Consider the following 14,806-nt stretch of genomic DNA (forward strand, 5'->3'; position numbering starts at 1 on the left):
TCGCGGGCTCAGAGTCCGGCGAGCAGTTGCTGCAGTTCGGCCTTGGCGTCGGGCATCCGCTCGGGGCCGGTGAGCCGTTCCCGCTGCACCGAGATGCGGACCGTGTCGGGCTTGGGACCGTCCTCGGTGTTCAGCAGCACGGATTCGCGGTCGGGGAAGGTCCACCGCGCCGACGGGCGCTTGCCGCCGCGGCGCTCGGACGTCGGCGTGGACCCGAGTGCGGCCGCGAACACCGGCACGATCCGATCGAGCACCGCCTCGCGCTCACCGTGGACCTGCCGCGAGGCCGACACCGCGAAGGTGCCGTCCGAGCGCTGACCGGGGATGCGGAGCCCACGAGCCTGCTCGTACCCGATGGTGATGCCCTGCGCCCACCACGGCTCGACGCCCTGATCCACGATCCACGAAGCGATCGCAGCGTGCCCGATGGTGGCTCCGCCCGCCGTGTCGATCAGCGCGTGCCACTCGTCCGGTGACTTGCCCGTCGCCGCGAGGACACGGTCCGGCGCCATCCCCTGCGCGTGCGAGCGAACCGTTCCGTCGGTCATGCCGTCATCGTAGGCCGGAGGACAGCGCCCTCGCGGATCAGCGCTGGGAACCGGTCCGCAGGCGACGCGCGAGCTGAGCACCCTCGGCGTCGATGATCAGCGGGAGGCGCTCCTTGTCGACGACCCCGAACGCAGGATCGACCGTCACGAAGCCGTCGACTTCCCAATGCCGAGCTGTTGCGACGTGCAATGCACCCGAGACGGTCAGGCCGAATTCTTCCATGAGATCTGGGACCTCATCGCTGACGGCATCGATCCCGACCCAGTGCAGTTGCGTCGACCGCAACAGTTCTCGCCATGCGGCGACATGGCGACGAGCGGCTTCCGTGGCCATGCCGTGAGCAGCTCGCAGAACCTCGAACTCCGTGTAGGCGCTGTACATCATCTCTGTACCTGCGAGGTCGAGGTGGTCGAGGAACGCGACCGCCTCCACCTTGTGACGATCGGTCCGGCGCAGCGCGCTCCGGATGAAGCTCGACTCGACGAGGACGGCGTCCGGGCGGGCGGCGCAGTCGTTGAACTCGAGGACCCGGTGCTGGTCGAAATGCTCGGGCGTGAGTCGCTCGAACACGGTCAGGGATGCGTGTGGAACGAGACGGTCGGCTCGACCCAGAAGTCCGGATCGATCGACTCAATCGCGCGCCGTCGGCGCTCGCGACGTTCTTCGAACGTGCCTTCAGGTCGCGGCGTCCGAGCGAACAGCGCTTGCCGTTCGGCTTCGGTGAAGATCTTCGGCCCCCGCTGCCGACCGGGATCCGCGCTGAGCAATGCGCGACGACGTCCCGCTGTGAGCTGTTCCTCGGTCAGGCCGCGGCGGTTCGGTCGGCGTGGTTCGGTCGGCTGCATGGTGTCTCCTTGGTCGATGTGATCAACCGTAGGAGCACCGAACGGACGGTAACAAACATTCCGTATTTCGCCGATCCGAGACGGGAGACGAGCTACTCCGCAGCGGCCAGGACCGTCCGACCGAGCCGCACGAAGTCGTCGACCCCGATCGCCTCGCCCCGCGCCGTCGGGTCGATGCCCGCCGCCGTCAGGACCTCGGAGGCGTGGGCACTGCCGCCGAGCACACCGGACAGGCTCTGCCGCAGCATCTTCCGACGCTGCTGGAACGCCGCATCGACCAGGGTGAACACCCGCGACCGCAGCCGCTCGTCCCCCGGGGGCTCGTGCCGGTCGAACGCCACGAGCACACTGTCGACGTTCGGGACGGGCCAGAACACCTGTCGGCTGACGAGCCCGGCCGTGCTCCACGAGCCGTACCAGGCGGCCTTGACGCTCGGCGACCCGTAGACCTTGCTGCCCGGGCCCGCCGCGAGGCGGTACCCGACTTCGGCCTGCACCATCACGAGCGACCGCTCGATCGACGGGAAGGTCGCGAGCAGGTGCAGCAGCACAGGCACCGAGATGTTGTACGGCAGGTTCGCGACCAGGTGCGTCGGTTCGGTGTCGAGGTCCGAAGCGGCGACGGTCATCGCGTCCTGCTGCACGACCGTCAACGAGGCCTCCGGCTGCATCGCGCTCACCGTCGACGGCAACCGCGCCGCGAGCCGCTTGTCGATCTCGACGGCGGTGACGGGGGCACCGGTCTCGGTGAGCCCGAGCGTCAGGGAGCCGAGGCCGGGTCCGATCTCGAGCACCCGGGACGAGGGCGTCACGCCGGCGACCGACACGATGCGCCGGACGGTGTTGGCGTCGTGCACGAAGTTCTGCCCGAGCTTCTTCGTCGGGGTCACGTCGAGTTCGGCGGCGAGCTCCCGGATCTCGGCCGGGCCGAGCAGCGCGCCCACTACTCGTCCACCGTCACGGGCTCGGCGTCCCACGCACCGTAGACGAGCTCGGTGTTCGACGCGATCTGCGCGGCGAGCATCGAGGCATCGGTGCCGAGGGTCTCCGCCATCGACCGCAGGGTGATCGGGATCAGGTACGGGGCGTTCGGCCGGCCGCGGTACGGCGTCGGGGTCAGGAACGGCGCGTCCGTCTCGACCATGATCAGGTGCCGCGGCGCGACGACGAGGGCCTCGCGGAGCGGTGCCGCGTTCTTGAACGTCACGGTGCCGGCGAACGACATGTACCAACCGCGCTCGGCACAGAGCCGAGCCAGGTCGGGTCCGCCGGAGAAGCAGTGGAACACGGTGCGCTCCGGAGCCCCGACGCGGTCGAGCACCTCGACCACGGCGTCGTGCGCGTCGCGGTCGTGGATGGTCAGCGCGAGGCCGTGCTCCTTCGCGATGCGGATGTGCTCTTCGAACGAACGGATCTGGGCGTCGCGCCCGTCCTCACCGGTGCGGAAGAAGTCGAGCCCGGTCTCACCGATCGCCCGGACGCGGGGCAACGCTGCCAGCGCCTCGATCCCGGCGAGGTGCTCGTCGAGCAGCCCCTGCTCCTGCAGCGACGGCGCCTCGTTCGGGTGCAGTGCGACCGCTGCGAGCACGCGGGGTTCACGGGCGGCGATCGACGCGGACCACTGCGAAGTGGCGAGGTCGGTGCCGACCTGCACGACACCGCGGACGCCGACGCTCGAGGCACGGCCGAGGTGCTCGCGGTAGTCGAGCGCCCCGTCGCCACCGTCGGCGATCTCCATGTGCGTGTGGTTGTCGTAGACCGGGACCACGAGCGCCTCGGGCAGGGGCGGGTAGGTCAGGTCGCGCTTGGAGCCGTCCCCGTCGCCACGGGAGCGGAGGTGGGCGTCGGTCACGCGGCGCCCTGCTCCGCCTGCTCGATGCGCGGGAACAGCCCGCTCTCGAGCGCCACGACGTGCGAAGCACCCTGCCACTCGAAGGCACGATCGACTCGCTGCTCGGCGATCGAGCCGCCGGCACCGATCGACGCCCACAGCTTCTCGGTGGCCTTCGGCATCACCGGGGAGAGCAGGACCGCGACGGTGCCGAGCCCACGGAGCGCGGTGGTCAGGACGGTGCCGAGCCGCTCGCGGTTCGCGTCGTCCTTCGCCAGGGCCCACGGCTGCTGCTCGGTGATGTACCCGTTCAGGGCATCGACGAGCTCCCAGACGGCGGCGATCGCCTCGTGCGGGGCGAACGCGGCGATGGCTGCGTCGGCACGCTCGGTGACCGAGACCGCCAGGGCATCGATCGCCTGGTCCGACTCGGTCAGCGAGCCGCGCGCCGGCACTGCGCCGTCGAAGTACTTCTGCAGCATCGCGACCAGGCGCGAGGCCAGGTTGCCGAAGCCGTTCGCGAGCTCGGCCTGGTACCGCGCCGAGATGTCCTCCCAGCTGAAGTTGCCGTCCTGCCCGAAGGTGATGGCGCGGAGGAAGTAGTAGCGGAAGGCGTCGGAGCCGAAGGTGTCGGTGATCTCCGACGGCGCGATGCCGGTCAGCTTCGACTTGGACATCTTCTCGCCCCCGACGAGCAGCCAGCCGTGACCGAAGACGCGCTCGGGTACAGGCAGGCCGGCAGCCATGAGCATCGCCGGCCAGATGACCGCGTGGAAGCGGGCGATGTCCTTGCCGACGATGTGCACGCTCGGCCACAGGCGCTTGAAGGCCTCGTCGTCCTCGGTGCCGTAGCCCAGCGCCGTGACGTAGTTGAGCAGGGCGTCGAACCACACGTACAGGACGTGGTCGCTGTCCCACGGGATCTTGATGCCCCAGTCGAAGCTGGACCGCGAGATCGACAGGTCGCGGAGGCCCTGCTTCACGAACGAGATGATCTCGTTGCGGACGCTCTCCGGCTGGATGAACAGCGGGTTCGACTCGTACAGGTCGAGCAGGCGCTGCTCGAAGTCCGACATGCGGAAGAAGTAGTTGCGCTCGGACAGCACCTCGACCGGGATCGAGTGGATGGCACAGACCTGCTGCCCCTCGTACGCACCGGTGCCGGGGACCAGGTCGCTCGGCTGCTTGTACTCCTCGCAGCCCACGCAGTAGAAGCCCTCGAACTCGCCGGCGTAGATGAAGCCGTCGTCGTAGAGCTTCTGCAGGAACGCCGTCACACCGCGCTCGTGGCGCTCGTCGGTGGTGCGGATGAAGTCGTCGTTGGCCACGTCGACGGTGTCGAGCAGCGGCTTCCACGCCTCGGTCACGAGTCGGTCGGCCCACTCCTGGGGCGTGACCTCGTTCGCCGAGGCGGTGCGCAGGATCTTCTGTCCGTGCTCGTCGGTGCCGGTGAGCAGCCAGGTGTCGTCACCCCGCTGCCGGTGCCAGCGCGCGAGGACGTCCGCGGCGACCTCGGTGTAGGCGTGCCCGATGTGGGGCACGTCGTTCACGTAGAAGATCGGCGTGGTGATGCTGAACGAGGACCCGGCGGACATGCGGACCATCCTACGGGCGCGCGGAACCCGGATGACGCGCGCGGCGGTGGACTGTGGAAAACCGGATCCGGGAGGCCCGTGGCGGGCCCGCCCCGCGCCTCCAGACCGGCCGACGCGAACGTGACGAGCCCCGCTCAGCGCGCCGCGAGCGCCCCTTCGTACAGGTCCCGCTTCGACAGCCCGGTCGCGTCCGCGACCGCCGCTGCGGCCTCCTTCATGCGCATGCCGGCGGCCACCCGCTCGAGCACGAGGCGGACCCCGTCGTCGAGCGTCGCCTCCTCGGTGGCCTCGGCGGCACCGGCGACGACGATGCAGATCTCGCCCCGGACCCCCTCTGATGCCCACGTGACGAGCTCGTCGAGCGGACCGCGCCTGACCTCTTCGTACAGCTTCGTGAGCTCACGGCAGACCGCGGCACGACGGTCGCCCCCGAACCCGACGGCCATGTCGGCGAGCGTCTCGGCCAACCGGTGCGGCGACTCGAAGAAGACCATCGTGCGCTGCTCCCCCGCGAGCGCCTGGAACGCGCGGCGACGCTCCCCGCCCTTGCGCGTCGGGAACCCCTCGAACGTGAAGCGGTCCGTCGGCAGTCCGGAGACGGCGAGCGCCATGAGCACCGCCGACGGGCCGGGCAGTGCCGTGACCGTGACGCCAGCGGCTGCCGCTGCCTCGACGAGCGGGAAGCCGGGGTCGCTGATCGCGGGCATGCCGGCGTCGGTGAGGACCACGACGTCCTCGTCACGAGCGAGCTCGACGACCTCGGACGCCTTCGCCCGTTCGTTGTGCTCGTGCAGGGCGATGAGCCGCGGACGGTTCTCGATGCCGAGGGCACGCATGAGGTGGATGGCGGTCCTGGTGTCCTCCGCCGCGACCACGGTGGCGTTGGAGAGGGTCTCGACGAGACGGCGCGAGGCGTCCCCGAGGTTGCCGATGGGGGTTGCTGCGAGGACGATCACGCCACCCATTGTCGTCGCAGCGGGGTCGCAGCGCGGACATGCGGTCGATCCGTAGGATGCTCAACGATGACCAGCGAGCTGACCGACGACCGCACGGCCGTGTCCGACGGGCCGGTCGGCTCGCGCCTCGACGACTGGTGGGGGCGGGTGCTCTCCACCGCCCAGCGCGTCGCGGTGTGGCGCTGGGCCGGACCGATCGCGGTGACGCTGCTCGCCGCCGTGCTGCGCCTGGCGAACCTGGGGAACCCGCACTCCCTGGTCTTCGACGAGACCTACTACGTCAAGGACGGCTGGTCGATCGTCCACCTCGGCTACGAGGGCACCTGGCCGGCGAACCCGAGCAGCGACTCCGCCCCGACGACCGACGACCGGTTCTCGAGTGGTGAGACGGACATCTTCACCAGCGCCGCGGAGTTCATCGCGCACCCGCCGCTCGGCAAGTACCTGATCGGGCTCGGCATGCTCCTGTTCGGGGCGGACAACTCGTTCGGCTGGCGGTTCGCCGTCGCCGTGCTCGGCATCGCGACGGTGTTCCTCACCGCGGTGATCGCCCGGTCGCTGTTCCGCTCCACCCTGGTCGGCACGCTCGCCGGCGGCCTGCTCGCGATCGACGGCCAGGCCATCGTGATGTCCCGCGTCACGCTGCTCGACGGGATCCTGACGTTCTTCGTCGTGCTCGGGTTCGGGGCGCTCCTGCTCGACCGGCGCCGGAGTCAGCGGCGGCTCGACGACTGGGTCGCCGAGCGCGTCGCCGCCGGCCGGGACACCCTGTGGGGGCCCGTGCTCTGGTGGCGTCCGTGGCTGTTCGCGATGGGGCTGACGATGGGGTTGGCCACCGCGACGAAGTGGTCGGGGATGTACTTCCTGGCGTTCTTCGCCGTGTACTCCGTGCTGAGCGACATGATGATGCGCCGCCGTGCGGGGGTCGAGTTCTGGTCGTCCAGCGCGCTGCTGCAGCAGGCCCCCGTGTCGTTCCTGCTCACCGTGCCGATCGCCGCCGTCACCTACGTCGCGTCGTGGACCGGCTGGTTCGTGTCGAAGGACGGCTGGGACCGGAACTGGCTGGCCTCCGGCGGCGAACGCTGGACCGGATTGCTCCGGTGGGTGCCGGACAGTCTGCAGAACTGGTGGCACTACCAGTCGGAGATCTACAACTTCAACATCGGGCTGCACACGCCGCACTCGTACCAGGCGAACCCGCTGCTCTGGCTCGTGATGCAGCGGCCCACGTCGATGTTCTACGTCGGGACCGATGCCGGCCAGGACGGCTGCTCGGCGAGCCGCTGCGGCGAGGCGATCACCGGCGTCGCGAACCCGTTCATCTGGTACGCGGCGGTCATCGCGACCGTGGCGCTGCTCGTGCTCTGGATCCTGCGCCGACAGTGGCAGTACGGCTTCGTCCTGCTCGGCGTCGCCGCGGGCTACCTGCCGTGGCTGATGTACGTCAACCGGACGGTCTTCCAGTTCTACACGATCGCCTTCGAGCCCTTCATGGTGATGGCACTGGCGGCGGCGATCGGGTTGGTGCTCGGCTCACGGACCGATCCGCGGCCCCGACGGACCCGGGCGATCGTCTGGGTCGGCGTGTACCTGGTCGTGGTCGTGCTCGCGTCGGCGTACTGGTACCCGATGTGGACCGCGATCCAGGTGCCGTGGGACTTCATCCGGTCGCACTACTGGCTGCCGAGCTGGCTGTAGCGCGCGTCGGGTGTCGGCCCGGCGCGCTGGTCGCGACCGGCCCGGCGCACTGGTCGCGACCAGACCGCCGGACAGGAGGCACGGGTCGGGCCCGCCACGGGCCTCCCGTCCGGGGTCGGTTGGCACCCGAGCCGCGCGCGGTCCGCGGGGACGCGTCAGGACTGCGCGTGCAGCGCGCGCTCGATCGACTCGCGGTCGAGCGGGTCGCCGACCATGCTCGGCGCGGTCCGGGTCTGCGGCAGGACGCCCTCGATGAGGAGTTCGGCGTACCGGCGCCAGGCGTTCGGGTCGTGCTCGCGGGTGGCGTCCGCGACGGCACCCACCATGGCGGTGAGCATCGGGAGGTCGCGGTAGTCGAAGCCGGGGCGGACCACCCCGGCAGTCTCGGCCCGCCCGATGATCGCGGAGACCTGGCGTTCCAACCGGTCACGCTCCTGCACGATCGACGGACGCGCCTTGCCCGCACGCACGATGGCGTCGGCGAGCGCACGGTCGCGGGCGCGGAACTCGAACACCCCGGTCAGGTAGACCCGCAGGGCCTCGCGCGGGTCGACGACGTCGGCGGCGCGGGCCGCTGCGTCGTTCATCGCCTCGAACTTGGTGGCGAGCAGCGCCTCGATCAAGGAGTCCTTGTCGGCGAAGCGTCGGTACACGGTGCCGACACCGACCCCCGCTTCGTGCGCGATGTCGTTCAGGGTGACCGACAGCCCGCGCTCCGCGAAGCACTTGCGAGCGGTCTGCAGGATCAGCTCGCGGTTGCGTGCCGCATCGGCGCGCAGCGGGCGCTCGAGGTCGGGCGCGGACTCGGTGGTGCTCACGATGCCGAACCTAGTTGAACTTTCTGGGAATAAGTGGATGCGGACCTTCCGTTTCGGTCTACACTGTCGACAAACGGATGCCGTGCATCCGTTTGACACCTCTCCTCTTCGAAACGCCCGACGGTGCGCGCTTCGTGCTCCCCCTCCAACCTTCTCGAAGGAGGCTGCCGTGACGGCAGAACACACCGTGCCGACCCCCACCGGGGCAGCACCCACGACTTCTGGCACTACCCCCGCCAAGAGCAACCACCGCTGGATCGCCCTGGCGGTCATCGCCCTCGCCCAGCTGATGGTCGTGCTCGACGCCACCATCGTGAACATCGCGCTCCCCTCGGCCCAGGCCGACCTGGGGTTCGGCACCGACCAGCGCCAGTGGATCGTCACCGCGTACTCGCTGGCGTTCGGCTCGCTCCTGTTGCTCGGCGGGCGCCTCGGCGACCTGTTCGGCCGCAAGAACACGTTCATCATCGGCCTGGTCGGCTTCGCGGTCGCGTCCGTGCTCGGCGGCCTCGCCGACTCGTTCGGCCTGCTCGTCGCGGCCCGCGCCCTGCAGGGTGTCTTCGGCGCCCTGCTCGCACCGTCCGCGCTCGGCATGCTGACCACCACGTTCCGCGACCCGAAGGAGCGCGGTCGTGCGTTCGGCATCTTCGGCTCGATCGCCGGTTCCGGTGCGGCCATCGGCCTGCTCCTGGGCGGCGTGCTCACCGAGTACGCGTCGTGGCGCTGGTGCCTCTACGTCAACGTCGTCTTCGCCGTGCTCGGCGTGATCGGCGCGCTCGTGTTCATGGAGAAGCCGCCGAAGGTCGACCGGCCGCGCATCGACGTCGCCGGCGTCATCACCATCACCGCCGGTCTGGTCGGTGTCGTCTACGGGTTCTCGAACGCCGAGACCAACGGCTGGGACTCCCCCGTCACCATCGCGATGCTCGCCGGTGGCGTCGTCCTGATCGCCGCGTTCGTGTTCATCGAGACCCGTGTGGCGCACCCGCTGCTGCCCCTGCGGGTCGTGCTCGACCGTGACCGCGGCGGGTCGTTCATCGCGATCGGCCTGGTGGCGATCGGCATGTTCGGCATCTTCCTGTTCCTGACCTACTACCTCGAGCAGACCCTCGGGTTCAGCTCGCTGCAGACCGGTCTGGCCTTCCTGCCGATGCCGCTGTCGATCATGATCTCGGCGACGCAGATCGGTGGGCGACTGCTGCCGCGCATCGGCCCGAAGATCCTGATCTTCGCCGGTGGCCTCGTCGCCGCGATCGGCCTGCTCCTGCTGCTGCGCACCGACCTGGACAGCTCCTACGCGGGCACCGTCCTGCCGGCGCTGATCGTCATCGGGCTCGGCATGGGCACGATCTTCTCGTCCGCGATGAACACCGCGACCACCGGGGTGGCCCGAGCCGACGCCGGTGTGGCCTCGGCGACGGTGAACACCATGCAGCAGATCGGTGGCTCGATCGGCACGGCGCTGCTGTCGACGATCTTCGCCGACGTCGTGAAGAACAGCCTGACCGGGCTGTCGGCGGCACCCACGAAGCTGCAGCAGGCGCAGGCCACGCTCGACGGCTACCACGTGGCGTTCGGCATCTCGGCCGGTGTGCTCGTGCTCGTCGCCCTGGCGGGTGGCCTGCTCATCAACCGGCAGTCGGTGCGGCTCGACCGGCTCGCCCACGCCGCGTCCACGACGACCGGGAGCATCCCCGCCGCCGCACACTGACGCCTCAGCTCGTCCGAACGGCCCGTCCTGGTTCTGCCGGGGCGGGCCGTTCGTGCGTGTGTGTGTGGCGGGGCAGGGTGGGGCTGGGGTGCGGGCGGGGGCGGTTGCGGGCGGGGGCGGGTGCCGGGTCGCACGGGTTTTGCGACGTTCCACGAGTCGTTCAACGCGTGGATCGTCGGAACATGCACCCGCAGTCATTGCGTGTGCATGTTGCGACGAACCACCGGTCGAACAACTCGTGGATCGGCGGAACATGCGCACGCACCAGCCACCACACGCGCCCCGGTTGCGCAGTGTGTCGGTTTCCCTGTCACCCGTCAGTGGTCCGCATTATCGTGTGCGGCATGGCCCCCGTCCTGACCTCGCCGCTCGTGTCGACGCAGTGGCTCGCCGACCACCTCGGTGGTGACGAGCTCGTCGTCCTCGACGCCTCCGTGCACACGGTGGGGACCGGCCTCGAGACGATGTGGCACTCCGCGGTCGCCTCCTACGAGCAGCGCGGGCACGTCCCCGGCGCCCGCTTCGCCGACCTCGTCGACGCGTTCTCCACGCCGGGCGCCGAGGTGCCCTTCACCCGCCCGAGTGCCGAGCGGTTCGAGGCAGCTGCTGGCGACCTCGGCGTCACGAACACCTCGACGGTCGTGGTCTACGACGACAGCATCGGCGAGTGGTCGGCGCGGCTGTGGTGGATCTTCCGGTCGTTCGGCTTCGACTCCGTCGCGGTCCTCGACGGCGGGTTCACGAAGTGGCGCGACGAGGGCCGGCCGGTCCGCGTCGGTGCACTGCGCCATTCACCATCGCCGGCGAAGGCGCCCGACGACGACAGCGCCTTCCTCGCCGGTGAAGAACGCCCGCTCTGGGCCGACCACGCCCGTGTCCGCCGAGCAGTGACGGGTGAACAGCCCGCGGCACTGGTGTTCGCGGCGCCCGCAGCGGCCCTCGGCGACGACCACCCGCCGATCATCCCGGGGAGCACCCCGATCACCGTGGACACCCTGGTCGACCCGGACACCAACGCGTACCTGCGCGGGCCGAAGCTCGCCGAGGCGTTCGCCGCGGTCGTCGGCGAGGACGAGATCGTGACGTACTGCGGGGTCGGCAGCGCCGCGTGCGTCGATGCCCTGGCGCTGACCGTGCTCGGCCACGACAAGGTCACCGTGTACGACGGCTCGCTGCTGGACTGGTGGCGGCACGAGCCCGAGGCCATGGCGTCCTGACGACGACGCGCGCCCCGGCTAGCGTTGGCGCATGAGCTCCAGACGCGCGGTCATCCTCGGCGGTACCGGCGGGATCGGTTCGGCCGTCGCGCGTGAACTCCTCGACGCCTCCGGGCGGGGCGGCGACGACTGGCAGGTCGACGTCATCGCGCGCCGCGGTGGCCCGGCAGCCGATTCCCTCACCGCCCGCGGCGCGACCTTCACCGCGGGTGACCGCCGCGACACGAGCACCCTGCGCGACCTCCTCCGCCCCGGCGCGGACCTGCTCGTCGACACCGTGGGGCTGACCCGCGACGACGCGACGCAGCTCCTGCCGTTCCTCGACGACGTCGGTTCCAGCGTCTTCGTCTCCTCGCGTGCGGTCTACGTCGACGACCAGGGCCGGCACGCGAACTCGACGGACAAGCCGGTCTTCGGCGCCGCGGTCACCGAGATCCAGCCGACCGTCACGGCGGGCGACGGCGACCCGACCAGCCGTGACGGCTACGGCGCGGCGAAGGTGGCGTCCGAGCAAGTGCTGCTCGACCACGGCGCCCCGGTCACGGTGCTGCGCCCGTCGAAGGTCTACGGCGTCGGCATCGGTCGACCGCGAGAGTGGTTCGTGGTCCGCCGGGTCCTCGACGGCCGGGAACGCATCCTGCTCGCCGACCACGGCCGCGGTGTGGACCACACGACGGCGGCGAGCGGCATCGGCTCGCTCGTCCGACTGGTCGCGGACGCTCCGGACCGGCGCATCCTCAACGTCGCCGACGACACCGCTCCGACGGCGCTCGAGATCGTGCGGACCATCGCTGGACACCTCGACCACCGGTTCGACGAGGTCCTGCTCGACGCCGACGCCCCTGCCTTCGTCGGCACCACCCCCTGGTCGTCGCCGTCACCGTTCGTCCTCGACACGACGGCGGCACGCGCGCTCGGGTGGCAGCCGCCGACCTTCGCGGCCGCGGTCCTGCCCGAACTCGACTGGTTGGTGGAGACGGCGCAGTCCACACCGGCTGACGGTGACGTGCCGTGGGCCGACGACCCGTTCTGGGAGCGCATGTTCGACTACGGCCCCGAGGACGCTGCCCTCGCGCTCCTGTCGCTGGGCCTCGGGTGACGGTGCCGAGCACGCCCCGCTCCGAGGTCCTGTTCATCGGCGGGCGGTCCGGTGTCGGCAAGTCCACCGCTGCCGAGGCGCTGCACGACCTGCTCGTCGCCGCGGACGTGCGCCACGCGGTGATCGAGGGCGACCTGCTCGACCTGGCGCACCCGGCACCGCACGTCGAGCACCCCGAGGCGCGGCTCGCGGAACGGAACCTCGCCGCCCTGTGGACGTCCTACCGCGAGCTCGGCCACCACCGGCTGGTCTACACGAACACCGTTTCCGTGCTCGAACACGAGCGTCTGGCGGCCGCCATGGGCGACGACCCCGTGGTCACGACGGTCCTGCTGCGCGCGGCGGACGGTCCCACCGCCGAGCGGCTGGCCCGACGGTCGGGTGGCGAGGTCCCGCAGGCGCAGCTCGCGCACAGCACGCGGACGGCCGGGAGGCTCGACTCGGCTTCCGGGGACACGGTCACCCGGGTGGACACGGACGGTCTCACCCCCACCCAGGTCGCACAGCGTCTCGCCGCGTTGACGGGGTGGCTCCCCCGCTGACCGTCCCGCTGCGGCCTGTGGACTCCGCGATCCGTCCACAGATCGCCTCCGTCGCTGGCCCGCTCAGTCGCCACGGGGCACGCTGGAGCCATGAACGACAACCGACTCGGCACCTCGGTCAGCCCGTACCTCCGGCTGCACGCCGACAACCCCGTGGACTGGCGCGAGTGGGGCCCCGAAGCCTTCGCCGAGGCACGTGAGCGCGGCGTCCCGGTCCTGGCGTCGGTCGGCTACGCCACGTGCCACTGGTGCCACGTCATGGCGCGTGAGAGCTTCGCCGATCCGGAGATCGGTTCACTGCTCCGCCAGGACTTCGTCGCCGTCAAGGTCGACCGCGAAGAACGTCCCGACGTCGACGCCAGCCTGATGGCCGCCGCGAGCGCGTTCACGCAGCAGCTCGGGTGGCCCCTGACGACGTTCCTGACGCCCGAAGGCCACGTGTTCTTCGCCGGCACCTACTTCCCGCCGACCCCCGTCGGTCAGGTGCCCGCGTTCCGGCAGATCCTGGCGGCGGTGCTCGATGCGTGGACCGAGCGGCGGCACGAGGTCGACGCGAACGCCGCGGCCATCGCGACGGCGATCCGGCAGGGGGCCGAGGCGGACGCGACCGCCCGCGCTGGCGAGGGTGCTGGCGGAGCAGCCACGGGCCTCCCGTCCGCCGACAGCATCCGGGCCGTCACCGGTCAGCTGTCGCAGGCAGAGGACACCACCTACGGTGGTTTCGGCGGTGCTCCGAAGTTCCCGAGCACGCCGCTGCTGGAGTTCCTCGCCGACGCAGCACGCGACGGCGATGCCGAGGCCGACGGCCTGCTGGACCGGTCGCTCCACGCGATCCGGGCCTCCGAGTTGACCGATGCCGACGGCGGTGTCTTCCGGTACGCCACCAAGCGCGACTGGAGTGTGCCGCACTACGAGCGGATGCTCTACGACAACGCCGGACTCCTCGCGGTCGCCGGCGCCGAACAGGCGCGCGGCATCGCGGACTTCCTGCGCGACACCCTGCGCCAGGACGACGGGGCGTTCGTCGCCGCGCAGGACAGCGAGTCCACGATCGACGGCCAGCGGGTGGAGGGCGAGTGGTACCGGCGGCCGCTGTCGGAGCGCGCGCTCCTCGAGCCGCCACCACTCGACGACCAGGTCCTGACCGGTTGGAACGGCCTGGCGATCCGCGGACTCGCGATCGCCGGTGACCGCCATGACGACCCCGAGATGATCTGCCTCGCCCGGGATGCGGCCGATGCGCTGCTGCGGTCGCACGTGCGTGACGGGCACGTCGTGGTCCGCTCGAGCACGCCTCGCGGCGCGTCAGCAGCACCGGCGACCATCGAGGACGTCGGACTGCTGGCCGAGGGTCTGCTCGAGCTCGCCCTGGTGACCGGCGAGGTCACCTACGCCGTGACGGCTCGTTCCCTGGTCGACGACGGCCTGGCGAACCGGTTCGACGTCGACGCCGTGCTCGCCGGAGCGGGCACGGCGACCGGGGAACAGCCGCAGACCGCGATGCGCTCCGGCACGGTGGCGCTGGCCGCAGCGGCAGCCGGCCTCGCGGCGTTGACCGGGGACTCCGCGTACCGGACAGCGGCGGCGCGGTTGGTGGCCGACCGCGCGACGACGGGTACCGAGCGACCGCTCGGGCACGCCGACGCCCTCGGTGTCGCACTCGGCTTGCAACGGCCCTCGCGCGAGGTCGTGGTCGTGACGTCGGACCCGCACGACCCACTCCGCGATGCCGTCCGCGCCGCGCGCCGACCCGGCACGGTCATCGCTCGTGTGACCCCGACGCAGGCTGCGGAGTGGTCAGCTGCGGGGTTCGAACTGTTCGAGGCACGGGACGCACTCGACCCGGCTGCGTACGTCTGCCACGACCGCGTGTGCGCCCTGCCCGCTCGGTCCGCAGGAGACCTGGCCGCCGGGCTCGCAGCACCGGCGGCGTGACGGTATCCTG

At 70.8% G+C, this 14,806-nt stretch carries 14 protein-coding genes; 6 read left to right on the top strand and 8 right to left on the bottom strand.

The features are described from left to right. Positions 1-8 precede the first annotated feature (8 nt). The 7 genes from EDF47_RS04590 to rsmI form a co-directional block, all read right to left on the bottom strand. Positions 9-548 carry a hypothetical protein gene (locus EDF47_RS04590; RefSeq protein WP_131880465.1) on the bottom strand — a complete coding sequence of 180 codons (540 nt, stop codon included), beginning with the start codon at positions 546-548 and terminating at the stop codon, positions 9-11. Positions 549-585: 37 nt separating this feature from the next. Further along, positions 586-1,119: a PIN domain-containing protein gene (locus EDF47_RS04595; protein WP_165932392.1), complete on the bottom strand. Its 534-nt coding sequence runs from the start codon at positions 1,117-1,119 to the stop codon at positions 586-588. A gap of 2 nt (positions 1,120-1,121) precedes the next feature. Further along, a complete protein-coding gene (locus EDF47_RS04600) occupies positions 1,122-1,394 on the bottom strand; it encodes a hypothetical protein (RefSeq protein WP_131880461.1) in 273 nt (90 codons plus the stop codon). A gap of 92 nt (positions 1,395-1,486) precedes the next feature. Next, the gene (rsmA, locus tag EDF47_RS04605) at positions 1,487-2,338 is read right to left on the bottom strand and encodes a 16S rRNA (adenine(1518)-N(6)/adenine(1519)-N(6))-dimethyltransferase RsmA (protein WP_131880459.1); all 852 of its coding nucleotides are present in this window, start codon (positions 2,336-2,338) and stop codon (positions 1,487-1,489) included. Further along, the gene (locus EDF47_RS04610; protein WP_131880457.1) at positions 2,338-3,246 is read right to left on the bottom strand and encodes a TatD family hydrolase; all 909 of its coding nucleotides are present in this window, start codon (positions 3,244-3,246) and stop codon (positions 2,338-2,340) included. The genes rsmA and EDF47_RS04610 overlap by 1 nt, the downstream gene beginning before the upstream one ends. Further along, the gene (gene metG, locus EDF47_RS04615) at positions 3,243-4,820 is read right to left on the bottom strand and encodes a methionine--tRNA ligase (protein WP_123291816.1); all 1,578 of its coding nucleotides are present in this window, start codon (positions 4,818-4,820) and stop codon (positions 3,243-3,245) included. The genes EDF47_RS04610 and metG overlap by 4 nt, the downstream gene beginning before the upstream one ends. 134 nt (positions 4,821-4,954) lie before the next feature. Then, complete coding sequence (gene rsmI / locus EDF47_RS04620; RefSeq protein WP_123292295.1) at positions 4,955-5,776, bottom strand: 16S rRNA (cytidine(1402)-2'-O)-methyltransferase; 822 nt, start codon at positions 5,774-5,776, stop codon at positions 4,955-4,957. Between the two features lie 66 nt (positions 5,777-5,842). Between rsmI and EDF47_RS04625 the strand changes: the two genes are divergently transcribed. After that, on the top strand, positions 5,843-7,474 hold the full coding sequence (locus EDF47_RS04625; protein WP_123938396.1) for a phospholipid carrier-dependent glycosyltransferase: 1,632 nt from the start codon (positions 5,843-5,845) through the stop codon (positions 7,472-7,474). A gap of 155 nt (positions 7,475-7,629) precedes the next feature. Here EDF47_RS04625 and EDF47_RS04630 read toward each other — a convergent pair whose 3' ends face one another. Then, positions 7,630-8,292, bottom strand: a complete 663-nt coding sequence (locus EDF47_RS04630; protein ID WP_165901439.1) for a TetR/AcrR family transcriptional regulator — start codon at positions 8,290-8,292, stop codon at positions 7,630-7,632. A gap of 169 nt (positions 8,293-8,461) precedes the next feature. Here EDF47_RS04630 and EDF47_RS04635 point away from each other — a divergent pair, with 169 nt between their 5' ends. The 5 genes from EDF47_RS04635 to EDF47_RS04655 all read left to right on the top strand — a co-directional run bounded on the left by EDF47_RS04635 (position 8,462) and on the right by EDF47_RS04655 (position 14,796). Next, on the top strand, positions 8,462-10,003 hold the full coding sequence (locus tag EDF47_RS04635) for an MFS transporter (RefSeq protein WP_123291813.1): 1,542 nt from the start codon (positions 8,462-8,464) through the stop codon (positions 10,001-10,003). Positions 10,004-10,347: 344 nt separating this feature from the next. Next, positions 10,348-11,220 carry a rhodanese-like domain-containing protein gene (locus EDF47_RS04640; RefSeq protein ID WP_165932391.1) on the top strand — a complete coding sequence of 291 codons (873 nt, stop codon included), beginning with the start codon at positions 10,348-10,350 and terminating at the stop codon, positions 11,218-11,220. Positions 11,221-11,251: 31 nt separating this feature from the next. Further along, positions 11,252-12,319 carry an NAD-dependent epimerase/dehydratase family protein gene (locus EDF47_RS04645; protein WP_131880447.1) on the top strand — a complete coding sequence of 356 codons (1,068 nt, stop codon included), beginning with the start codon at positions 11,252-11,254 and terminating at the stop codon, positions 12,317-12,319. A gap of 2 nt (positions 12,320-12,321) precedes the next feature. After that, positions 12,322-12,861: an ATPase gene (locus EDF47_RS04650; protein WP_131880445.1), complete on the top strand. Its 540-nt coding sequence runs from the start codon at positions 12,322-12,324 to the stop codon at positions 12,859-12,861. A 90-nt stretch (positions 12,862-12,951) separates the two neighbouring features. Beyond that, complete coding sequence (locus EDF47_RS04655; RefSeq protein ID WP_131880443.1) at positions 12,952-14,796, top strand: DUF255 domain-containing protein; 1,845 nt, start codon at positions 12,952-12,954, stop codon at positions 14,794-14,796. Positions 14,797-14,806: the final 10 nt, after the last annotated feature.

This window comes from Curtobacterium sp. PhB190 (assembly GCF_004365385.1).
Taxonomy (GTDB): Bacteria; Actinomycetota; Actinomycetes; order Actinomycetales; family Microbacteriaceae; genus Curtobacterium.

Coding starts and splice junctions, on each gene's coding strand:
- EDF47_RS04640 (WP_165932391.1), top strand. CDS start 10,348: ATGGCCCCCGTCCTGACCTCGCCGCTCGTGTCGACGCAGTGGCTCGCC.
- EDF47_RS04655 (WP_131880443.1), top strand. CDS start 12,952: ATGAACGACAACCGACTCGGCACCTCGGTCAGCCCGTACCTCCGGCTG.
- metG (WP_123291816.1), bottom strand. CDS start 4,820: ATGTCCGCCGGGTCCTCGTTCAGCATCACCACGCCGATCTTCTACGTG.
- EDF47_RS04600 (WP_131880461.1), bottom strand. CDS start 1,394: ATGCAGCCGACCGAACCACGCCGACCGAACCGCCGCGGCCTGACCGAG.
- EDF47_RS04625 (WP_123938396.1), top strand. CDS start 5,843: ATGACCAGCGAGCTGACCGACGACCGCACGGCCGTGTCCGACGGGCCG.
- EDF47_RS04590 (WP_131880465.1), bottom strand. CDS start 548: ATGACCGACGGAACGGTTCGCTCGCACGCGCAGGGGATGGCGCCGGAC.
- EDF47_RS04645 (WP_131880447.1), top strand. CDS start 11,252: ATGAGCTCCAGACGCGCGGTCATCCTCGGCGGTACCGGCGGGATCGGT.